Source organism: Pedobacter sp. KBS0701 (assembly GCF_005938645.2).
Lineage (GTDB): Bacteria > Bacteroidota > Bacteroidia > Sphingobacteriales > Sphingobacteriaceae > Pedobacter.
In genome coordinates this window covers 854,923-878,303 of the sequence record NZ_CP042171.1, presented here as the reverse complement: position 1 = coordinate 878,303, position 23,381 = coordinate 854,923, and the positions used below count along the sequence as shown (strand labels likewise).

The 23,381-nt window shown below is 41.3% G+C and carries 13 protein-coding genes; 1 reads left to right on the top strand and 12 read right to left on the bottom strand.

What is annotated here, in order from left to right; translation table 11 throughout:
- Positions 1 to 175: 175 nt before the first annotated feature.
- The 12 genes from FFJ24_RS03465 to FFJ24_RS03410 form a co-directional block, all read right to left on the bottom strand.
- The gene (locus FFJ24_RS03465) at positions 176 to 4,243 is read right to left on the bottom strand and encodes a two-component regulator propeller domain-containing protein (RefSeq protein ID WP_138822588.1); all 4,068 of its coding nucleotides are present in this window, start codon (positions 4,241 to 4,243) and stop codon (positions 176 to 178) included.
- 379 nt (positions 4,244 to 4,622) lie between these two features.
- Positions 4,623 to 4,976 (bottom strand): L-rhamnose mutarotase, encoded by a 354-nt coding sequence (locus tag FFJ24_RS03460; RefSeq protein ID WP_138822586.1) that lies wholly within the window; start codon positions 4,974 to 4,976, stop codon positions 4,623 to 4,625.
- 217 nt (positions 4,977 to 5,193) lie between these two features.
- Complete coding sequence (locus FFJ24_RS03455; protein WP_138822584.1) at positions 5,194 to 6,858, bottom strand: alpha-L-fucosidase; 1,665 nt, start codon at positions 6,856 to 6,858, stop codon at positions 5,194 to 5,196.
- A 363-nt stretch (positions 6,859 to 7,221) separates the two neighbouring features.
- Complete coding sequence (locus FFJ24_RS03450; RefSeq protein ID WP_138822582.1) at positions 7,222 to 8,079, bottom strand: ROK family protein; 858 nt, start codon at positions 8,077 to 8,079, stop codon at positions 7,222 to 7,224.
- A gap of 9 nt (positions 8,080 to 8,088) precedes the next feature.
- Positions 8,089 to 9,258, bottom strand: a complete 1,170-nt coding sequence (locus FFJ24_RS03445) for a glycoside hydrolase family 76 protein (RefSeq protein WP_138822580.1) — start codon at positions 9,256 to 9,258, stop codon at positions 8,089 to 8,091.
- A gap of 22 nt (positions 9,259 to 9,280) precedes the next feature.
- Complete coding sequence (locus FFJ24_RS03440; RefSeq protein ID WP_138822578.1) at positions 9,281 to 11,635, bottom strand: GH92 family glycosyl hydrolase; 2,355 nt, start codon at positions 11,633 to 11,635, stop codon at positions 9,281 to 9,283.
- Between the two features lie 18 nt (positions 11,636 to 11,653).
- Positions 11,654 to 12,859, bottom strand: a complete 1,206-nt coding sequence (locus FFJ24_RS03435) for a glycoside hydrolase family 76 protein (protein WP_138822576.1) — start codon at positions 12,857 to 12,859, stop codon at positions 11,654 to 11,656.
- A gap of 48 nt (positions 12,860 to 12,907) precedes the next feature.
- The gene (locus FFJ24_RS03430; protein WP_138822574.1) at positions 12,908 to 14,035 is read right to left on the bottom strand and encodes a SusE domain-containing protein; all 1,128 of its coding nucleotides are present in this window, start codon (positions 14,033 to 14,035) and stop codon (positions 12,908 to 12,910) included.
- 13 nt (positions 14,036 to 14,048) lie between these two features.
- Positions 14,049 to 15,671, bottom strand: a complete 1,623-nt coding sequence (locus FFJ24_RS03425; protein ID WP_138822572.1) for a RagB/SusD family nutrient uptake outer membrane protein — start codon at positions 15,669 to 15,671, stop codon at positions 14,049 to 14,051.
- A gap of 23 nt (positions 15,672 to 15,694) precedes the next feature.
- A complete protein-coding gene (locus FFJ24_RS03420) occupies positions 15,695 to 18,847 on the bottom strand; it encodes a TonB-dependent receptor (protein ID WP_168202373.1) in 3,153 nt (1,050 codons plus the stop codon).
- A 67-nt stretch (positions 18,848 to 18,914) separates the two neighbouring features.
- The gene (locus FFJ24_RS03415) at positions 18,915 to 20,333 is read right to left on the bottom strand and encodes a sugar porter family MFS transporter (protein WP_138822570.1); all 1,419 of its coding nucleotides are present in this window, start codon (positions 20,331 to 20,333) and stop codon (positions 18,915 to 18,917) included.
- Between the two features lie 6 nt (positions 20,334 to 20,339).
- Complete coding sequence (locus tag FFJ24_RS03410) at positions 20,340 to 22,115, bottom strand: class I mannose-6-phosphate isomerase (protein WP_138822568.1); 1,776 nt, start codon at positions 22,113 to 22,115, stop codon at positions 20,340 to 20,342.
- Between the two features lie 418 nt (positions 22,116 to 22,533).
- On the opposite strand from FFJ24_RS03410, the gene FFJ24_RS03405 reads away from it, so the two are divergent.
- Positions 22,534 to 23,268 (top strand): GntR family transcriptional regulator, encoded by a 735-nt coding sequence (locus FFJ24_RS03405; protein ID WP_138822566.1) that lies wholly within the window; start codon positions 22,534 to 22,536, stop codon positions 23,266 to 23,268.
- Positions 23,269 to 23,381 lie beyond the last annotated feature (113 nt).

Below are 23,381 nucleotides of genomic sequence, written 5' to 3'. Positions count from 1 at the left end.
AACAGGTAAAATTGGAGGGGCAAAAGGGGTTATTGATCCTTTGACGTGCTAAAAGAAAGGCAATATGCACACTATTTGATCAGCCTTATCATTTTATACAAAAGGATAAAATCCAGAGAAAGCTACAATAAGTAAACCTACACTATGGTTTCCTGTGCTTGAGATCATGATTAACCTAAAGGTTTTTTGAAAAGATTTTTCTGTATTTTTTAATGTATTCCGAAGGATTCATCATAAATACTTTTTTAAATTGTTCCCTAAAATATTTAATATCGTTCATTCCAACTATGTACATGGTTTGCCTAATAGTATTATCGGTGGTAATAAAAATTTCAGCAGCCTTTCGCAAACGGATGAAACGGATGAAGCTACTGGATGAATGCCCGGAGATGGATTTGATCCTCTTGAAAAGATTCTCCCTGGACATTCCTAATTCTTCTGCTAATATTTTGATATTAAAATCAGGATCGTCAATATGTTTTTCGACAATATTTATACAGTTCTTTAAAAAGTCTTTGTACTCCACAGATATCTTTAGGCTGTTCGGGTTCAGCGTAATTTCACTATAGAAATATTTTTGCAGGCTGTTCTTGCTTTTGAGGATACCGGCAATCCTGGCCATCAACAGATCCTTATCAAACGGTTTACTGATGAAGTCATCGGCGCCACTTTCGATTCCCTTTAATTTAACCTCTTCTGAAGTACTTGCTGTGAGCAGCACTATGGGGATGTGGCGAATAGATTCGTCTTCTTTTACTACCTGGCAAAGTTCAATTCCTCCTATCCCACCCATCATCACATCACTGATTACTACATCAGGCAGGAGCTCACGAATAATAGATAAACCGCTCTCGCCATTCCAAGCTTGCAGAATGTGATATTGTTTAGCAAAAATTTCGCGAAGATAATGGGCAATTTCTTCATTATCATCAATGATAAGAATGGTTTTTCTCTCTTCTGAAACCGAGTCGATGAGTTGCAATTCTTTGCTGTCAGTAGCGGTAATTCCCAAATCATGCTGATCAATTTCATTTAAAAACCCGGGACTTTGCTCAGGATCAGTATCAATTGAAGAATTGATATTTGCATCACCTTTTAAGATCTGAATATGAAATGTTGTACCCGAATGCCCATCACTCAGGCAGTTTATCTTTCCGCCATGCAACTCTACAAAGTTTTTAACCAAATAAAGTCCGATTCCAAAACCACCTCCAAAAGATCGGTTTTTAGCATGTTCCTGATAGAATCTATTGAAAATCTTATCCTGTGACTCTGCGCTGATGCCACATCCTGAATCTTTAACTTCAATACTGACATCTGCATCATTTTCCTTTATATCCAGGGCTATTCTTCCACCCTCAGGTGTGAACTTAAATGCGTTTGAAAGCAGATTAAAAATAACAATTTCAAGTTTTTCCCTATCAGCATAGATCTGAATGACCTCCGATGAGGTATGGAAACCATAATTGATATTATTTGATTTTGCCTGATGGTCAAAACAAAGGAAAACCTCTTTAACCAGATCAACAATATTAAGCTTTGATATTTTCAATATATCCCCTTGAGCATCTGCCTTGCTGTAGCGCAACAATTGATCTACGAGGCTTAATAACCGCTTAGCATTCCGGTAAACGATATTCATACTACGTGTATCTAAGTATCGGCTATCTTGATGGAGAAGGTCCTTCACCGGATTAATGATCAAGGTGAGCGGTGTTCTGAATTCATGTGAAATGTTGGTAAAAAAGGCAGATCTCTTTTCATTGAGTTCCTTCTCCTTTTCACTTTCCATTTGGGCAATTTTTATCTCATATTTTAGTTTTTCCTGTTTTCGCCGATAAGAAATATAAAGACAGGTGACCAACAGGGTTAATGAAGCATACAGCAGATAAGCCCACCAGGTGAAGTACCATGGTGATCTGATCCTGATGATCAAAGTAGTTGCCTCCCTGTTCCATATCCGGTCACTATTTGAGGCCTTTACCTCAAAGCGATAGGTCCCCGGATTTAAATTGGTATAAGTCGCCTTACGCTGCGTGCCAACCTCATTCCATTTTTTATCAAAGCCAACCAATCGGTAAGCATATTCAATTTTTGAGGGATCGGCATAGTTAAGGGCAACAAAGTCAACAGAGAAAACACTCTGATCATGCTCAAGTACGATTTCTTTTGCGGCATTGATATTTTCTTTTAAAGGGCCTGTGGTACTAGGTAAAACAGATTTATTAAACAACATAAAATCTGTAATGTATACTTTAAGGCCATTCTGATTTAACTTAACTTGTCTTGGGTCAAAAGACATATAACCTTTGCTTCCGGCGATCATGATAGAGGATCCATCACGCTCCAGGATCGAATTAACTAAAAACCCATCCGCCTCGTCAAAATTTCTTACCTGATTAGTGAATGGAGCTAAACTTGATATTCCGTTTTCGGTAATCAACCACATCGTACCCTCATTATCTTCGGTGATATCCTTGAAAATATTGCTGGAGAAACCGTCTTTTTGAGAATAAATATACAACCGTCGACTGCTGGAATCATATTTATTTAATCCGTCTGGTGTACATATCCAGATATTTTTTTTCGAGTCTGTAAAGATTTCGTTGATTACATTGCTGCTCAATCCGTTTTGGGTTGTGATAGCCTGGAATTTCCCAACCTTTCTGTCAAAAATATTTATGCCCCCTCCATAAGTACCGATCCAAATCTTTCCATCAGGGGCCATAGACAAGTTATAGGTATGATTATTGTTTATCGACAAATGATTTTTGGGCTGGTTATAAAAATGCTGATATTGGTTTTTCTTACGGTCATAGATCTTGATACCTGCATCTGTTGCTAAAACATAGACTCCTTTATCAACTTCCAGAATATCCCTGAAAACATCCTCATTAAATAGGGTTCCGATAGAAGAATGATGATAATGGTGAGTGAACCGGTCTGTACGCTCCTCATAACTATCAAAACCATTTTCTGTTAATATCCATAGCATCCCCTCGCTGTCGAGATAAAGTTTACTGATATTATTGCTGTTTAAACTACTATTTGCCTGGTTTTTTGTAAATATTCTTGATCTTCCAGATTTCTTATCAAGTCTAAAAAGACCGCTATCGGTTCCAAACCAGATGACTGATTTGTGGATAAGCATGCTGTTCATTGTTTTACCTTTATAGGGTAAAGGTTTAAGGGCAAATTTATAGCGCTGATGATCTATCTTGTAAAGTCCATTGCGTGCATTAATCCACAAAATGCTATCCCGATCTTTATATATGTCGCCAGAAATGTAATTTTGAATGCCAGCAATCTTGCCCCATTGGTTCAGTGACGTATTATAAAAATAAAAACCATTGCCTACTCCAATGACAAGAGACTCCTTATCTGCAGCAATGATGCTAAGAATGGAGTTGTTATTGTTTCCAGGATGCTCGATTTTAGAGAATTTTCCACTTTTTGGATTGAAGTTGAAAAGTCCGTTCCAGTATGTCCCTACCCAGATACTTCCATTTGGTGCGTAACACAATGACCAGATATCGTTAGGGTTTTTTTTCGCTGCTGTATGATCCTGAGGGAAGTTGGTAAACAGCTTCCTTTTTTTTTCAAACCTATTCAATCCCCCACTCCAATTGCCCAACCACAGGTTATCTCTATCATCTTCAATAATGGCGTTTACGGATTTGCCAACCATCGCGCTCTTTTTAGAGGAATCTGGCCTATATATCTGAAATTCATTAGTATTAGGCAAATACTGATTAAATCCATCATCCGTTCCGATCCAAACCACTCCTTTTCTATCACATAAAACGGACCACACTTTATTGTTACTTAGGGAACCAGGCTTAATGTCATTGTGGACAAATCTTTGAAAAGTTTCGGAAAGCGGATCGAACAAATTGAGTCCTTCCATGGTGCCCACCCATATCCTCCCTTGATGATCCTCACATAATGCATTGATATAATTATTTGATATCGAACTGCGATCACCGGTTTTGCTGGAAAAAACTTTAAAATTGAAGCCATCAAAACGGCAGAGGCCATTCTGGGTTCCAACCCATATAAATCCCCTCCTATCCTTGATTGTAGCTGTAGTGCCCTTTGACGGGAGTCCGGTAGCTATCGTATAATTTTTGACAGCTCCCCATCTTTTGCTTGTGGCAAGATCATTTGCCGACTGAGCAACAACCCATTGGAAATTAACTGTTATCAGACAAAATGAAAAAAACATTCTGAAGACAATCATCATATGGAATACTTGGTTAGGGAGATAAACTTAATACACTAATGTCAATACAATATTAGCCAACAAAATTAATCCATTTGTAATTCCTTAATAATTTTGTTTTAGACTCTAGCGAATACAGATTGACAATAATGTGGCCAAGCGCATTATGTTCCTGCCATTTTTTTAAAATGATTTCTGATTAGCTTAGCTTTCTTAATAAAAATCAGCTCAGTTATCCGTAGAATGGTATTTATCATTGAATGGAGCAGAACTCAGCAGCCAGGAAAACGGGCTTAGCAATCAATACGCCGGCAGGCTTCTGATTGGCAGATATTACATAGAAACTTGTTACAAATATAAATTATGGCTTCTGGGTGGTTTCAATTGTTTGCTCAATAAATTATATTGTACTATTTTCGGCACTATCCAGCTCAAATATTTTTTCCATTAAAACCCACTTTTCTCCTTCACCTGCAAAGGGCAGAGGTTGTTGAAACTTCCACATCAATTCTTCCCAAAGCTGAACTTTTTCATTGTTTTGATCCATTTGTTGCTTGCGGGAAAAAGTAAAATCATCAGTCGTCTCCATCAACATAAAGAGTCGGTTTGAAATCCTAAAGATTTCCATTTTTAAAATTCCAGCATCAATAATACTATCTGTTATTTCTGGCCAGCTCTGCTTATGGTATGCTTCATACTCAGCAATAAGTTTAGCATCATCTATAAGATCAAGTGCAAGTGCATATTTTTTCATAGTTCAAAGCGTGTTAAAGGATATTTTCTAACAAAATGAATACTAAATGAGCCTGAAGGATTTCATTTTAACATTCTAATTTATTGTAATTGTTGTACCATCTTAAAATGAGAGATATAAAATGTGAAAAGATTGGTTTAAAACCTAAAAAACAGATAAAAATAAGCCTGCAATTTCACCTTTATAACCACCAATTGTACTGCTAATAGGAGCCATATTAAACAATTCTTAACGGATTTGCATAAGAAGCTGCAGGTGCTGCATCAGGAAAGTACACTCTAAGGCCCTCTGCATTTCTTTCAAACTTCAGCTCCTGCCCTGTTGCTACCAATTGTACACTATTTATTTTTCCAGGATAATATGAACTGTCTGCTTGCAGGCTGGTGATAAGAACCGATCCATTTGTTGGCCATGCCATTACTGTAGCAAAAATTGTTTTACCTTTTGCAGTAAAGCGTATGTCTTCCTGACTGAAAGGTTTGCCTTTACCCTCGTTAAATCCTTGTGCGCTTAATGCTGCAGCTTGCTTTTGCGCAGGCCCCTCTCCAAATATTTTCCATGGCCTGGTGCCGTAGATGCTATCTCCATTGGCATTCATCCAGACGCCGATTTCCTCAACGATTTGACGCTCCAACTCATCAATTGAACCATCACCACGAACAGGAATATTCAACATGAGGTTGCCATTCTTGCTCACCACATCAACCAATGTATGGATAATTGTCTTAGGCGTTTTATAAGCATTTCTATTGTAAATACCTCTATCATAATGCCAGTCACCTATGCAGGTATCAGTTTGCCAGGGGAGTGGTTCAATGCTATTGCTCTGCCCACGTTCAATATCCCATACCATGGCTTTACGCTGCTCTTCAGTAAGTATTTTACCCGTAATTACTGCGGTCAGTTTACCTTTATCTTTAATAATTTTATTATACATGTGTGCAGCAATTTTCAAACCTGCATCGCTAATGGGCCACATTGGAAATTGTGAATCATCAAAATAAATCATGTCTGGATTATATTTATTGATCAAATCAATTGTCCGGTTAAAAAATTTGTCGATATATGTCTTTGTAGGGGGTGTTACACCATTACCCCAATGCCATTGTTTATGGATCATCCCATCATCTTCGCTGTTTTTACTTAGTTCATGATTTTGGGCGTAAAGTTCCTGTGGATCAAGTCCATCCCACCATTTGCCCTTACCATCCTTTTTGGTTAATTTTCCGTCATAGGGTACACCAGCCAATGGCCCGGTTTTATCAGATCGCTGAGCGGTTTCAAACCAGCTCCAGCTATGCGCCGCATGAACACTTACTGCAAATGGAAGACCATGTTTTTTTGCCGCGGCAGCCCATCCACCAATGATATCTTTTTTAGGGCCCTGTTTTACCGAGTTCCAGTTTTTCTGGTATTTGCTATCGTAAAGATCTAAATTATCGTGATGATTGGCGAGCGCCATAAAATATTTGGCACCTACGCTTTTATATAAAGAAACCAATGCTTCCGGATCCCACTTTTCTGCCTTCCAAATATTGATAACGTCTTTAAAACCAAATTTAGAGGGATGTCCATATTTTTCAACATGGTATTTGTATTTCCAGTTTCCCTCCATGTACATGTCCCTTGCATACCAGTCACCTGCTTCCGGCTGACATTGCGGGCCCCAATGTGCCCACATTCCAAATTTTGCATCTCTAAACCAATCAGGGGTCTGATATTTAGCGAGCGATTCCCAGGTAGGAGAAAAAGGTCCGGCTAAAATTTTCTCCACAAATTGTTTTGCAGCTTCATTCTCACTTGAGAATGCAGAAAGTTTATTGGAAAGGAATAAAACTGGTAAACCAAGGGCAAGGCTTTGAATAAGTTTTCTACGGTTCATATACGTTGGTTAGCATGATCTAATAAAAACAAATTTATCAGTAGAGACATGTAGATCTTTATAATGAAAAGACTTTTTTTTATACTAATCCGACTTTAATAGTATTATTATAACATTTTCAAAAAATCATAACCGGGAAACTTTAAACGAAAAAACCTGACATTTTGAGGATTAGAAGTTTTAGACACAACCTGGAAAAATCAATTCATTTTACCCGCCAAACAATAATAGAAAGACACCTAATAATTTACAACAAATTTGTTTCTGCTGGAAAGGGCCCAATCTTTATTTGTTTATCCACCCAGACTTTTCATTTAGATAGCTACACCTGGCTAAACATGCCTATTGTGTCATTTTTGATCATCAAATACTGCAGGCTGCACCAATTAAGGCAGCAGATTCGCCTTGTGAGGAAATATATACCGGAGCTGAAACAGATCGAATGTCCAGGTAGTAAAGAAGCTGAGGCAAAAAGAGTGTCCAGGCATTTGAGATGTTCCCACCTAACACGATGCAGTCAAAATTCTCTTTTTTATAAATCTGGCTCAGAAAAATTCCAAAATTCATACTGAACTCGTCAAATAACTGCAGCAAGGCACCTCCGGTATCTGCTGCTTCGATCAAATGTTTTACGTTAGGCGTATCCAGTCCTGAATATACTGCATATTTAGCAGTGAACCACCTGGATGAAAAGAAATTTTCACAGATACCTCCCATAAAAGGATATTGCCAATAATCGGCATCGGTTGCTTTGCCACCTACACCTTTGGCAGAACCAAAGCCAGTACCTAATGTAAATCCCATAACTTTGTTGTATGCAGAGGCCTTTCCGTGTGTGAGTTCTCCTTGTAAAAAACATCCCGCGTCGTTGATGAAATGTATTTCAATGATGATTTGCCCCAATTCAGCAAGCATCAGCTCCCGGATATCCATGCCATAAAGCGCATCATACTTATCCATACCTTTCATGTAAGCGATGCCCTTTTCATAATCAAATGGGCCGGGCATGGCAATTGCAACCCGTCCTGAATGTGCAGCGCTGTTTAAACTTTTGGCGATGACCTTGCACCAGCTTTGTATAATATGTGACGGACTTGCTTTCGAATCAACTTTTGCCCGATTGGTAGATCCAGGAATTAAAATACCGGACTTTACATCGACCAAAGCGGCAGTGATGTGAGAACCGCCGATATCGGCTCCAAGAATGATATGTTCATGCATTGTATTTAATTATTTGATGTTCAACAATCCGAGCCGCCCGTAAAGTTCTGCGATACAGGCTTCATCAAGCAGCCATTTTGGCTTTTCTTTACTTTCTTTATCTGTGGCCCATTTTGCGGTTAAGAACCCATATTGATCTTTAGAAAGTTTCCAGGCGCGGTCTAGTTCTGAAGCTATTGCATTGAGATAGGTTGGATTATGGTCTACCTTATATAATGCCTCATATCCCCTGAATAAAACCGTAACAAACCAGGGAAGATCAATCCTGAATCGGAATTCCCCATTTTCCCGGGTTGAAAAAAAACCGAAAGCGTTTTTTGCGACGAGCCGGGCCTCAGAGAGATAAGTGCGATTGCCTGTAAAACGATACAAGAGTACGGCCCCCTCTAGCATAGCACCAGTATTGTAAGTATAGTAGGTAGCATTCTGAGCACCGTCCATCTTAATATCATTGTAATAAATGCCACCGGGATTTCTAAGCCTGGAATGCATCCAATGGTAAAATCGTTTTCCCCACCTTAAATAAACCTTTTCGTGAGTCGCCTGATAGAGCTTTAGCGCCGCCAGGGTGGCCATCCCATTACTGCAGGCTGGTTTCTGATCCTTGTGGCCTTCGAGCCAATAGACACCGCCCTGCAGATGCTCGTCCCAACCGCTTTCGATGAACCGGAATACTTCTTTGGCTTTTCTGATGTAAAGCATATCCTTTGTATTAAAGTAAGCTTCAAGGTAATCGATGCACACCAATGCATTATCATCATAGTACCGATCTGCCTTTTCTAGTGCTACCGGGTATGCCTGATAACCTGATGGGGTACGCAAGGTATCTCTATAGGCCAAAACGCCTGTCGTCAGTGAATCCAGATACTGCGTATATTTTGTCCTTAAATCGGGATATTTAACCAGCACATTGGCGGCAGAGAACATCCCGGAAAAAGGCCACAAAAAGCTAACTTTTTTTTCTTGTACCTTAGCTCCCTGAAAATAATCGAGATTAACCGTTGTATCTGATGGATAATGTTCACTAAAAAGCCCTGGAAAACCATCCACGCGATAGTGCGTCCAAATTTTGGTGAACATCTCCCCGGCCCGGGCTTTATATATATTTTTTAAGATGGGAGTTTGAGCATAAGCCCTGCCATAGAAAAGCAATAGCAGGATGTAGATGATTTTTCTCATATACTTTAGAATCTACCCCGATTTACTGAACTGATGGAGGCGGCACTTTTACACCCCAGTTTTTATTAGGCTTATTTCCCATCTTCAGGATAAGCGTTCCGCCCTGCATCAGTAGATCGCGATACAGCCAAGCCTGATTAAGTACCTTTCCGTTCCAGGAAGCTGATTGCACAAAAACATTTTCATTTGAATTGTTTTCGGCTTTTATGGTCAGCAATTTTCCATTGCCCAGTGTAATGACCGATTGGTCAAAAACAGGACTTCCAAGCTGGATCGTTGGCCTAAAATCCGTCAATCCTTTTACATCAAAGAGTCCAAGCGATGACATGACATACCAGGAACCCAGTTGGCCCTGATCTTCGTCCTGGCCATAGCCATAACCATGTATGCTCTCGGTTCCGTAAAACTCATCACATATCGCTCTCGTCCATTTTTGAGTAAGCCAAGGTGCTGAAGAATAATTAAATAGCCAGCTGATGTGCAAGTTTGGTTGATTACCATGATTGTAAAGAGACTGTATGCCTGCGAATGCATCTATGGTTTTGCCTCCGCCAAAAGCATTTTTTCTGGAGGTTTCGAAAATTTCATTTAACCTAACATTAAAGGTTTTTTCTCCGATCTCACTAATTAGGGATTTAGGATTCTGCGGCACATAAAAGGTATATTGTGTGGCATTTCCTTCCTGAAAGCCACGCCAGGCTTCTAAAGGGTCAAACTTGCTGATAAATGTACCATCCTCTTTTTTAGGGTGCACAAGCTTTAGCCCGCTGTCGAATATGTTTTTCCAACCGTCTGACAGTTGGATCATTTTCTGATAATCAGTTGTTTTGCCCAATCTTTTGGCAAATTGTGCTGCCGCAAATGCACTGTAACTGTATTCAAGTGTATGTGATCCTGAAAAATGAGATCCTGTAGAATCAGTTTTGTCGGCATCTAAAAAAGGCACATATCCCTTTGTGATAAAACTTTTGGTGTCCATTTTGCCAGAACCTACAAGACGATTTTGATAACCGAGTTCATTTCCCATTACGGCTTCATAGGCTAAATTCAAATCATAATCACGAATGCCTGCCTGATAAGCCCCTGAGATGGCTAAACCCACGAAATTGGTGCCCACGCCGGAAACGAAATTGCTATTGGCTATTCCATCACCAAACCAGCCACGTTCTTTATAAATTTCCAGCTGGGTGTGCACAAAATCACTATAATGGGTAGGATAAGAAAGTGCCCATAGTTGGGTAAGGTTCCAGAAACCACCCCATATCGCATCAGTATTCATAAAATTGTAGCTGAATTTCCCCTTTGCATCTTTAGGCAACTGACCTATGGTCCCATCGTGTCTTGGAAAATTACCATTCACATCGCTGGCGATTCCCCTTCCCAAAAGTGCGTGATAAAGGCCAGTGTAAAATTTTGTTTTAGCGGCAACATTGTTGGTTGATACCTTGAGTTTACCCAGCGCAGTACTCCATTCGTCTTGAGCAGCCGCTTTTGCAGTAGCAAAACCCAGGTGTCCGGCTTCAGTTTTAAGGTTGAGCTTTGCATTAGCAATGGAGGTATAAGAAAGGCCAACCTTAATTTCGATGCTTTCCTTTTCTACAGTTTTATAGCCTAAATATAAGCCTGCACCAATTCCTTTTGATGATTTTTGATTCGCTATCGAGGCTTCTCTAGCCAGGGCACCCACTGTCACTGGCTTTTTATTAAGCTCCCCAAAAAAGTACATCGCTACGCGTCCGCCCTCATCATAGGTTTTAACATATTTCGGATAAGTGATCACATAGCCCTGAAAATGGGTATCATCAATCATTTCTACCGATGCATCTGTTACCGGTCCGCTTTCGCCCTGGATATTTCCTATGGATAGCATAATCCTGGAACTGTCTGATTTCGGGAAGGTATATCTATGAAAGCCAACCCGCTTTGTAGCAGTAAGTTCTGCTTTAATTTTAAAATCGTCCAAAATTACTGAATAGTATCCGGGCTCTGCAATTTCATTTTTTCTTGAAAAACTTGAGCGGTAACCGCTTCCGGGCTTTTCGAGTGCTCCGGGAACAGTTTTGAGTACACCCGCAGTTGGCATAAAGCTGATCCCACCAACCTGCCACTCATGAAAATGCACAAAGCCTTCTATAGACGTATGTCGTGTATCATAGCCAACGGCCTCCCAGCCTTGCAGGTTTCCATAACTGCCATTTGTAGATGGTGCAAGTTTTGCCATTCCATAAGGTACGGCAGCCGGGGTGTAAAAAAACCACCTGCTGTGTGCGGTGCCGATGTTAGGATTCACAAATTTCAGCACATCTTGTGCGTAGGAAACAGCATTAAAAAAAAGTAAAACGAGGAGAACGGATATAGATTTGTGACCTGTTTTCATAAAATTGAGGATCTGTTGTTAAAATTTTGATAACATTGCTTGTAGTCTTTGCATCCAGGCCTGATCAACGGTTTCCATTTCTGCAGAACGGTTCTGACCATCGAAGCCGGCAAAGAAATAATAACCCAATGTAGTTGAATTTCGATTGGCAATATTCAGTCGGTTGATATTTTCTTTGGCGTATACCAGCCATGATTCATTTTTGTCAGCCTCATAAAGCCGGATCATGGCTTGTGAACCCCAGGCACACCATGCCGGATTGATCCTGGTTTCTGCGGTATTAAAAACATAACCCTTATATAGTGCATTCCAGAGTGTATTATTCATGGCTTTTCCCAAATTTTGAGCTTTGGTTAGATAAGAAGGGTCGTTGAAAGCCTTACTGTAAATCAGGAAAGCTTCTACCATTATGGCATTATCGTAGGTAAACTTTTCGTTGTGTTTTAAGCCTTCACCTGCTCCATCTATTTTCCAGATGTAAAGGCCGGTATTCGGATCGAACATCTTTGCACTCAACCAGGCATCAACCTGCCTTGCCCAGTCTCTGTAGATGGATTCTCCGGTCAAACCATACAGTTTAGAAAACAATTGCAGCGTTAATCCATTGGTTTGCGTTGGTTTTTCAGGTTTCTGCGTGTTCCAGTAAAAGCCTCCACCGTAAACGTTATCCCAGAGGCCACTGTTAATCAGCCAGTCGGCACAGGCTTTAGCTTTTGCCAGGTAGGCCTGTTTATCAGCACCCGTTGTTACTTCATAAGCTTCCAGGTACACCATTCCGCTTAAGGCATTATCATCTACATATTTGTCGCCGCCTGCCCCGCTACCGTCAAGGTTCACAGAGGCGAAATACCCACCTCGCAGGTCTTTCTTATCCCACATGTTATCCATGAATTTGAATGTATTGTTCATGTACACCAAATAACTACTTTCTCCTGCAGCAACCATTGCGGCATCGGCATAAATCTGGCTTACGTTATACCACTCAAAGCAATTCGAAGATTTGGATGTGGTGTTGGCCCGGTATCCATAGCTAGCGGTAAGTAGGTTATTCATCGTAAAATTATGGGTGTCCTTTGCTAGCTGAAGGTAATTAACCGGTGCGCCCGGAACTCCCGGGGGCACTACAGGCGGTGGAGGAACTGGTGCTGGCGCGGGTTCTTTTTTACATGAAACTGCAAAGAAGAAGGCGAGCATAAATACGGTATATCTGAGTATTGCTTTCATAAAACAGGTTTAAAAACCACCGGTAACTCACCGGTGGCAGCGCTTAATTTATTGGGTAATGATAGTATGTGTATAAGGACCAGCTGCACCCAGGCTAACGGTTGCCTTAACACTTTTGTTATCGGCAGAAGGATCGAACTTGTAGGTATTGTTCCATTGATCATTAGATACAGTATTCAGATAAAAATAGGATGCTGCCTGACCTGCCGGGCTTACATTGTTTACATTGCTGCTGCCCATATATTTTATACCTGCAGAGGTATGAAGCGCAAATTTGTAGCGCTCATCTCTGCCCCATGAAAACTGATAAAAAACAACTGGTATTACGCCAGATTGCCATGTGCCGTTAGCAGTGTAGTTTAACTGTCCAATTTCGCTGGCATACGCAGACATGTAAAGCCCTAAGCTCTGAATTTCGCTAACCTCTACAACACTTGCTACATTAAAATCGTATTTTAGGTAATAGACTTTCGTATTGCCGGTAACGGTAATAGTTGAAGCGCCTTCTTTTAGCAAATTGCCTTCAGCGTAAAATTTTCTTCCTGCTGCAACTGGTTTGTTTGTAAGCTGATAAGTTCCGGCTTTTAAGGAAGTATACAGCTCATATACACCGTCTTCAAGCTTTTTAAACCTGATTGCTTTGCTTACATCATCACCATTCTCTGTTGCCGAACCTGTTAGGTAAAGGTCGGTTGGCACCTCAGCGAATCCTGCCGGGCGTTCGAGTTGAAGTGTTCTGGTTTCCTGATTGGTTTTCTTGTTGCTGGCTTTTGAAGCGATTACCGTCCAGTTGACTTTGCCGGTAGAAGAGGAGTTAATACCACATAATGCAGCAATTTTGGTTAAGTCTTTGTGCGATATGGTAACCTGGGGTTGTATGCCTCCACCATCAGAAAGCACTTTGAAAACCGGGTTGGAGAAATTTCCACCCTCCTTGTCAAAGACCACCTCGTAAAGTATAAGTCCTCCATCTTCGGGACTTGCCACAGTCCACTTGAATTGCTGTGAGGCAGATGCGTTAGACGGGGTGAGTTTTATGTTCGCCATATTTGCCGGCAGGCTTAATGCTGCAGTTGTGCTAATGTTTTCGTTGAGTGATTTCTCATCCTTTTTACAGGAGATTGCAGCGGTACATACAACGATTACCATGGCGAATAATGTTTTGAGATTTTTCATATTCTAATAAGGGTTAGTAACCAGGGTTTTGTGTTAAATTTTTGTTCAGGCTTACCTCGCTTGACGGAATTGCCCATAAGTAATCCCTTTGCGGATTGAACTTGCGTTGTTGTGTTCTGATGTAGCCACCATCTACGTTTTGGTCAGTTGCAAATTTTGCACCGTGGGCAAAGCCATTCATGGTAACTTCCGCCACTCTCCAGCGTCTGATGTCATCAGTTCTTAAACCTTCCATTGCAAGCTCAGCCCTACGTTCACGACGAATAACAGCGGTTAAATCTCCGGATGGAAAACTTAAGGCTGCTGCATCGGTAAAACCAGCTCTCGACCGGAGCGCACCAATTGTTTTTGCCCATACGGTGGCATCCATCTGCCCTAAAGCGTTTTTCGCTTCTGCATAAGTGAGCAATACCTCCGCATAACGGAAAAGGTGCAAATTATTTCCGGATACAAAACTTGATAAAGCAATTGGATCGAAGTATTTTCGCCAATAATAACCTGTAGCAGAAGCACTTTGCGAACCTGGCGAATATTCATCCAAGCCTGGCTGAACGGGGTCTGAACCTGGCCTGATGTAAATCGTTTTGGTGCTATTGTTTGGATTTACCCATGTATACCGATCGTAAACCACTGTTGCGGTGAGCCTTGGATCGCGGTTTACATAAGGGTTACTTTCCACATACCCTGAACCTGCTTCTTTGATTCCTTTTCCGTTGAGCATGATGTAGTCATCTACCAGCTCCTGTGTCGGAGCCATCGCACTCACTCTTCCGCCAACTGTTCTTGGAGCGAAATCCCAGAAATTCTGCCAGGTCCTGACTGTTGGAACATATTGAAGGGATAGTATACTTTCGCTATTGGTTTTGTTGGTTGCAGGGTCGCTAAATAAAGCACTGTAATTTGGGGTTAATGAATAGGTGCCGTAGGTTGCCTGATTGTTAATTAACTTTTCGCAAACCGCCACTACTTCAGCCATTTTGTTTCCCTGGTAAAGCAATGTTCTCATCTCCAGGGCAAGTGCCGCAGCTTTTGTAATCCTACCGTTTTCACTGGCCGGGAGCTGATCTTTACTTGGAAGATTGGGTATAGCAGATTCAAGCTGAGCAATAATGTAGTCGCTTACCGCCGCCTTTGAGGTACGCGGAATCACCTGAGCCTCCTCTGGTGTAAGATCATGATCCGGAAGGGGCACATCGCCATACCATTTACTCAGGTTAAACAATGCAAAAGCCCTCATAAACTGGTTTTCAGCTTTCATCCTGGCAATCGTAGCCGCTGGGAGGGTTTTGTTTTGGTCTACATTTTCTAAAAATATGTTGACTGATTTTATGGTTTTATAATAACTTGTCCAGTCTCCGGCAAACTTTGCGGTAAGGGAAGTTGCATTTCCGCTTGCAATGAGGTTGAGGTCGCCTGAAGGAGAGTAAGCATTATCAGAGAGTGCCTCCGGCTCAAAGTACAATGAGCTGTTGTAAAGCAAGCTGTAATTATTGTTAAGGGCACTGCTTACGTTTACATCAACGGTCCAGAATGTTAAATCCGAAAACCGGTCCGTTGGCGCAATATCGAGCTTTTTACACCCTGCAAAAGCAAGAAGACTGAAAGCAATGATGAGGTTTTTATTTAAAAATTTCATATAAGTAATTCTAGCCGTGAATATTAAAAGGTGATGTCCAGACCTGCTCCGTAAAAAATCGGTAACGGATACTGACGGGCACTGTTCGAGGCGGAACCGGTACTCAGGTTATTCCCGAATTCTGAAGTTTCCGGATCGATAAATTTAAGTTTTGAAAGCGTAAACAAATTCTGCCCGATAAGGGAAACTCTCAGGCGCTGAATACCTGCTTTTTGAGTGAGTGCCTGTGGCAAGGTATAGCCGATGTTTACATTCTTCAAGCGTGCATAAGCAGCATCATATTTGTAAAGGTCAGACCCCGTTCTCCAGTTATTCGTATTCGATGGCGATCCGATGTTGGCAAAAATCGGGTAACGTGCATCAGGATTTCCCGGGCTCCAGTAATCGGTCATGTGTTCATATACTGTAGCACCATAACCGTAATGGAAAGGCTCAACAAGCTCTCCGCGAAGGAAAGTTTCGCGTTTCCCCACACCTTGAATGAACAGCTGAAGATCAAAGCCTTTTACAGCCAGCCGGTAAGTAAATCCAAAAGTATATCTCGGGAAAGGGTTGCCCAATACAGTTTTATCTTTTGCATCAATTACGCCATCGTTGTTCAGATCCTTAAATTTTACATCTCCGGGCACAACTGCGTTTCCGGCAATTTTCGGAGAGTTGTTGATGTCTGCCTGATTTTGAAAAAATCCATTGGTTTGATATCCGTAATACTGCGTAATTGGTTCGCCAACACGTCTGAGCAATTGGAATACATCCTGATTAATGATCTGTTCGGTTGCTCCTCCTGATAATTTAAGCAGCTTGTTCTGGTTATCGGCAACGTTAAGGCTAAAACTTTGAGTTACATTTTTTCCACGCAGGTTATAAGTAACAGACGCTTCCCAGCCTTTGCTCCTCACTTTTGCCACGTTAAAATCAGGTGTTGCTGCACCAAAGATTGCTGGAATATCCTGCCTTGGCTGAAGAATATCTCTGGTTACTTTATTGAAGTAATCAAAAGTAGCTGTTAATGAATTGTCAAAAAACCCTGCTTCTAAACCGATATTTAAAGTAGCTGCTTTTTCCCAGGTCAAATCCCGGTTAGATAACAACGTACCCGCCCCACCTACCGGAATGTTATTGAAGCCGTATGCACTTGCATAGTTAAAATAGGTGGTTTGATACTGGAAGTTACCCACATTCTGATTTCCTAAAACACCATAAGAGGCACGAAGTTTCAGATTGCTTACCGTACGCTTCAAGGATTCCATAAAAGACTCCTGAGAGATCAGCCAACCTGCACTCACCGATGGAAAGAAACTGCCGCGGTTGCCCCTGGCAAACTTTGAGGAAGCATCGTAACGTGCTGTTGCTTCGAGTAAATAACGGTCTTTAAAGGAATAATTTAGCCTGCCAAATAAAGACTGCAAACTATTGGAATTAATGGCTAAGCTGTTATTGGAATTGATGGGATCGACGATAGTTCCTGTTGTTGGTGTACCCAGCAATTGATCTGTTAATGTTTTTTGAAGCTGAAAGCCTCGTTGTGAATAATTTTCGCTCGAAGCCCCCAACTGAACCTTAAAATCGTGTGCTAAAATCTTTTTCCCGTATTCGAGATAAACTTTGGTATTGAACAGCTGCGATTTGCTATTGGCATCCAAAACCGAGCGGTCATCTCCATAAACACCTGAAGGAAGATAGTTTACCTGGGTACGGCGGAAAAATGTGCCATTGTTTTGCAGTGTTCCACCGAATTCGCCAGTTAGTTTTAAGTCTTTCGTAATGTTAAACTGGCCATTAAATGATCCGAAGATCTCATCATTATCTGCCTGGTTAAATCCGCCTTTTTCCAATACGCCGTATTCATTGTACTGTGAAGCAAAAGGATTGGTCAGGTAGTTGCCATTTTCGTCTTGCCAGTTGAAATTATGAGGAACCCTGTTTGCATCGGCGAAAATATTGTTGTCGCCAACGCTGTTGGTTTTATTTCTGGTTTTGGTGTAAAGCAAAATGAAATTCGTTCTTAATTTTCCGATAACATTGGTCTGGTTTAATCTCAAATTGTATTTCTGATATCCAAATTTTGATCCCTCACCCCCGTTGCCAATAAAATTACTTTGCTGATCCTGGAAACCTGCCGAAACGTAGAAAGCACTTTTTTCTCCACCACCGGCAATGTTTACATTGTGCGACTGTTGTGGCGCGGTGCGCAAAAGGTGTTCTATATCCCAGGTACCATCTCCCTGATCTTTTAATTGCTGAATCTGATCCGGAGAATAAGCCGGGCTTAAACCTGAATTGACCAAAGATTCGTTTTTATAATAGGCGTTTTGCCAGGCCGGAACTTTATGAACCAGCACATTGGCATCCTGAATACCATAACTTCCATTATAAGAAACTGTAGTTTTTTGATTAAGCTTACCCGCTTTCGTTGTAATCAATATTACTCCGTTTGCTGCTCTTGAACCGTAAATTGCAGCAGAACCTGCATCTTTTAGTACGGAAACGCTGGCAATATCATTTGGATTAATTGTATTTAAATTCCCTCCGACAATGCCATCCACAACCACCAGAGGCGTATTGTCTCCCAGGGTTCCAACTCCTCTGATGTTCACTGTAACATCACTTCCCGGATTGAGGTTGGTTTGCTGAATGATCAGGTTTGGCGCTTCGCCCTGCAATGCCTGGTAAGCATTCAGTACAGGCTTATTTTCGATATTCTTTGCATCAATAGTACTCACTGAACCGGTTATAGATACCCGTTTTTGTGTACCATACCCCACAACCACCACATCATTCAATTCGTTTCCAGATGAAGGAAGCAGCTTTACATTAATTGTTTTTCGTGAGCCAATGGCGATCTCCTGCCCTGCATAACCAATATAGGAAAAAGAGAGGCTTCCCGATACCAGATTATCAGGAACTGAGATGCTGTAGTTACCGTTGGCATCTGTAACAGTGCCAACTGATGTGCCTTTGATTTGTACGCTCACCCCAGGAAGGCCGATACCCTTCTCGTCTGATACTTTTCCGCCTACAGTAATGTTTTTAAAACCCTGCTCCGATGGCCTCAAAGCAAAGGGTTTGGCGGAGAGGTAACCGGGCATAAAAGGCATCAGTACCGCTACCAGCAAGGCTAGCTGACTGCGGGAGAGTCGCTTAAGTTTTGTTGATTGGTAAATTTTGAGTCTCATAACATTTTGGTTGATTAGGATGCTTTTTGGCATCTGAAATATATGGTTAGGTTCTTTTAGTGTTAATTTATTTGGCGATACGGTGACTTCGCTGCCAGTGTTCATCAATTTCTTCAAGCGAGCGTCCTTTGGTTTCCGGGATCAGCTTCCAGGTGAGGAGCAGTGCCGGAGAACAACAGATGGCAAAAATCCAGAAGGTCCAGGACGATCCGAGTCCCTGAAGCATTACAGGTGTAAGCTGACCAACAAAGAAATTACCGATCCAAAGGGTAAGCGTAGCCAGAGACATGGCTTTGCCCCGGATGCCGTTAGGAAAAATCTCTCCGATAACAACCCAACATACCGGCCCGAAAGAGAAAGCAAAACAAGCAATGAAAGCGAGTATAAAAATGAGGATCCACGGCCCTGAGATTATGCCAAACTGAAAAAGCATGCCAATAATAATCAGCGAGATTACCGCCCCCCCTACACCAACATAGAGCAGGGGTTTACGCCCCCATTTATCAACCGTAAAAATGGCCACAAACGTGAATATCACATTTACTATACCGATAGTTACCTGCCCACCCAGGGCATTATTCAGCGTAAAGCCTGCTTGTTCTAATATTCTTGGACCATAATAAATTACGGCATTAATGCCACAAACCTGAGAGAGAAATGGAAGCAAAAGGCCGATCCAAAGTGCCTTACGGTATACCGGGTTAAAAAGTATTTTTAATGAACCCTCTTCACCAGAAATTTTCTGACTGGAAAAAGTCTCGAGTTCTTTCCTTGCAGCTGCTTCTCCATCAATTTTGATGAGTATCCGCTCTGCTAAATCTTTGCGCCCCCTGGTGAGCAGCCATCTTGGCGATTCCGGGACAACGAAGAGTGCCAAAAGAAAAATAAGTGCAGGAAGAGCGCCCAGACCAAGCATGGCACGCCATACTTCTGCAGACAATATTTTCTGTGACTCTGCACTCGAATGCGCTTCGCCGGTGTGATTTGCCAGGTATGCATTCGTAAAATAGGCCACAACAATCCCGATGGTTAGGGCAAGCTGGTAGAGCGAAACCATGGTTCCTCTCAGTCTTGAAGGCGCAAACTCTGAAATATAAAGTGGTGATACCATTGAGGCCACACCGATTCCGATACCGCCAATCAGCCTGAAGGTAATCAAAGAAGAGAAAGATCCTGCATACATGCAGCCCAAAGCAGAAGTTAGAAAAAGAAATGCCGAAAGGATAAGGACGATTTTCCTTCCAAATCTATCGCTAAGTTTGCCTGAAATAGCCACCCCAATGATGCAGCCCAGAAGGGCACAACTCACAAACCATCCTTCACTAACTGCATCAAGGCCAAAGTCTTTTGTAACCAGGCTAATTGTACCGGATATTACGGCAGTATCAAAACCGAACAAAAAGCCTCCCAGGGCAGCAACCAGGCATACCAGGTATAAGTAGGAACGATTTTTTTTGAGATCGATATGTTTTTCTTGTATCGTCATGGTGAGTTATTTTAAAAAGGCTTTAATTACTTTTGCCTGCCGGTCCGAGTTATTCACAATACTATAGCTTCCGGCTGCTGCAGGGATTACAAAAGTTTCAGCATATTGAAAATTCATGGTCGAACCATCGGCAGTGGTTACACTAACCGAATCGCCTTCAACAAGCATCAGCACATGGCAAACATTTTCTGTTTCAACTTCAACGAATGAATCGAAGTCTAGGCGGTGCACATCGTAAAAATGCTCTTTGTGGGTAGGTAGGTGAAGACATGTGCAGCCATCCTTTTCAAAAAGAATACTTGGTTTAGAAATCAATTCCTGTTGTACCTTACTTCCTTTTCGGGAAAAATCGAGATTTTTAAAAGCATGTTCAATGTTAATTGGGCGTGGTTTGCCATTTAGGTCTAGTCTCAACCAATCATACATCTTAAAAGTGAAAATATATGGTGTTGCACTAATTTCAAGCACCAAATTTTGTGCACCTGCACTGTGAATGGTGCCATTCGGAATCAGAAATAAATCGTGCTTTTTTGCTTTATGGCACTGTACGTATTGCTCAATTTCTACCGCTACACCATTTAGGTTACTATCTTCAAGCACCTGTTTGAAAGCAAGCGGATTGATATCTTCCTGAAAGCCCAGGTACACGCCCGCATCATCATTACAATCCAGAATATAATAGGTTTCATCTTGAGTGATATTTTCTCCGAACTGTTCTTTGATGTATTCAAGACCTGGATGGCATTGTATCGAAAGATTGCCACCATCAAACGTGTCGAGAAAATCAAATCTTATCGGAAATTCATTTCCAAACCGTTCAAAGTGTTTACCCAATACATTTCCTGCCTGTGCAAACATGAGCAGATCAAAAGAAACCTCTAAAAGCAGCCCATCACTTTCGAATACCAATCCGTTTTCCGGAACGATAAGTTCAAAAGACCATGCATAATTAATCTCATTCTGATCGAGTTGCGGCATGCGTTGTTTCATCCACTGCCCTCCCCAGGCACCCGGGGCAAACCATGGCCTTGCACGAAATACGGATGCAGACATTTTCTTAAGCCCATCCCGAACAGCATCACCGTAGCCCCAGTTGATGTCTTCATCCCACTGCGCATCAACAAAAACGTCTACATTTTTTGCCAGTTGCTCTTTGTGGGCATTGAGTACAACCCAGTCTACAAAATAAAAACGCTTATACATTTCGGTCTGCTCCTGCGGACCAGACTTACCCAGATTGCAGATTGCACCGGCACTCATTCGATGCTGTAATTCATTTTTGGGCAAATCCACATAAATTAGGGAGGCATCCCACTCACTTAATGAAGCGCCGCAACCTATAATCAGGTTTACATCGCAATCTTCATTAACTTCTGAAGCCTTTAAAGCTTCGAGATCAAAAAAATCACCTAAGTTTAGTGTGGTCTTTTTTCCCCAAACGGCATCCTTCTCGCCAAGAAACTCTTCAACCATTTCATCGATCAAGTCTTCGTCTTTTAGAAAAGAAGCTGTATCTATGATGTTAACTTGCAGCCCTCTGGAAACAAGTTCTTTCTTAAGCGAGCTGATCAAAAGATTCCAGTACACCCCCACATAACCATCAATAATGACAGTTTTTTGTAAGGTAATGTGATGAGCAAGAGTCGCGTAACCATTGAAAATTTGTTTTTCCCCCAGCGCAAAGTATGGGTAGATATCGTAACCCTGCGGTTTGCTGATTTCTTTCCTAAATGCCGGCATAATTTCCTGCTCGGTCTTTCGCATCGGTTCTTCTATTGACATATCGATATGAGGATTCTGATAAATTATATTTTGAATTTGGTTCATGTTCATACAATGTTCTTACATCAGCAGATTTTATAGATACAAAAAGAAATCTTTCTGTTCCGGTAAAGAGGCTCCTATTTTAATTATAGGCACACCATTATATCGAAAATTGATACAAAAGGTATCTAGAAAAAGTATCCGGCTCAACATCATGCATTTTTTTTGAAATCAACTAATTATCTGGTTAGATTATACATTCTATAATATGTACATACAAATGTATTATTAAATTAATTACTTCCAAATTTTTATTTTAATTATTTTTTGCGGTGTATGCTTTGATTCGAATTAAATAGTGCAATGATCACAGAAAACAACAGAATGTATGTACATGATGTAAATGAGACGAAATTTTTATATTATTGTATCGAGTATGAAACTAACAATAGACCATAAAAGTCAGGTGCCATTACATGTACAGGCGGAAGCATTGTTAAGGAAATTAATTGAAAACCCCGAATATGTTGGTGGCAAACTGCTTCCCAACGAAGTAGAGTTATCAAAAGAATTAGGCATATCACGCACTACTTTACGCCAGTCGATAAATAAACTGGTTTACGACGGCTTGCTTATACGCAAAAAAGGGGTCGGCACTAAGGTGGCCGCATCAAAATCGCTGAGTTCAAAATCGAAGAACTGGATGAGTTTTTCTCAGGAAATGAGTGCCAGGGGAATTCCGATCCGAAATTTCGAATTACATGTAAGCTGGGTATATCCCGATAAAAGACTGGCAAGTTTTTTCCAGATCAAGGAAGACAAAAAAGTTTTAAAATTGGTTAGGCTAAGGGGCCGCCCTGAGGGTCCGTTCGTATATTTTGAATCATACTTCCATCCAGGTGTGGGTCTAACTGGCGAAGAGGATTACAAAGCTCCCCTTTATGAAATGCTGGAAAAGGAACATTCGGTCGTTGCGATGATCTCCAAAGAGGAAATCAGTGCCTTGCTCGCGGATGAATTCATCGCAGCCAAACTGGAGGCGAATGTAGGCTCGCCTATCTTATTCAGGAAGCGTTTTGTGTATGATATTGACGAAAAACCAATCGAATACAACCTCGGATTTTATAAGGCAGATAGCTTCATCTATACGGTTGAAAGCAGAAGAGATTAGCTATAATTGAACGCTGTGCTTTGTTAAACGGAGATTTCGGAAACCCTCACCAAGTGATTGGGCAGCGAATTGACCATTCTTAAGCAAAAGCGATAGAACATTAAAAATAAAAT

Bases quoted from the DNA above. Each gene is read 5' to 3' on its own strand.
- FFJ24_RS03465 (WP_138822588.1), bottom strand. From the start codon at position 4,243: ATGATGATTGTCTTCAGAATGTTTTTTTCATTTTGTCTGATAACAGTT.
- FFJ24_RS03460 (WP_138822586.1), bottom strand. From the start codon at position 4,976: ATGAAAAAATATGCACTTGCACTTGATCTTATAGATGATGCTAAACTT.
- FFJ24_RS03455 (WP_138822584.1), bottom strand. From the start codon at position 6,858: ATGAACCGTAGAAAACTTATTCAAAGCCTTGCCCTTGGTTTACCAGTT.
- FFJ24_RS03450 (WP_138822582.1), bottom strand. From the start codon at position 8,079: ATGCATGAACATATCATTCTTGGAGCCGATATCGGCGGTTCTCACATC.
- FFJ24_RS03445 (WP_138822580.1), bottom strand. From the start codon at position 9,258: ATGAGAAAAATCATCTACATCCTGCTATTGCTTTTCTATGGCAGGGCT.
- FFJ24_RS03440 (WP_138822578.1), bottom strand. From the start codon at position 11,635: ATGAAAACAGGTCACAAATCTATATCCGTTCTCCTCGTTTTACTTTTT.
- FFJ24_RS03435 (WP_138822576.1), bottom strand. From the start codon at position 12,859: ATGAAAGCAATACTCAGATATACCGTATTTATGCTCGCCTTCTTCTTT.
- FFJ24_RS03430 (WP_138822574.1), bottom strand. From the start codon at position 14,035: ATGAAAAATCTCAAAACATTATTCGCCATGGTAATCGTTGTATGTACC.
- FFJ24_RS03425 (WP_138822572.1), bottom strand. From the start codon at position 15,671: ATGAAATTTTTAAATAAAAACCTCATCATTGCTTTCAGTCTTCTTGCT.
- FFJ24_RS03420 (WP_168202373.1), bottom strand. From the start codon at position 18,847: ATGAGACTCAAAATTTACCAATCAACAAAACTTAAGCGACTCTCCCGC.
- FFJ24_RS03415 (WP_138822570.1), bottom strand. From the start codon at position 20,333: ATGACGATACAAGAAAAACATATCGATCTCAAAAAAAATCGTTCCTAC.
- FFJ24_RS03410 (WP_138822568.1), bottom strand. From the start codon at position 22,115: ATGTCAATAGAAGAACCGATGCGAAAGACCGAGCAGGAAATTATGCCG.
- FFJ24_RS03405 (WP_138822566.1), top strand. From the start codon at position 22,534: ATGAAACTAACAATAGACCATAAAAGTCAGGTGCCATTACATGTACAG.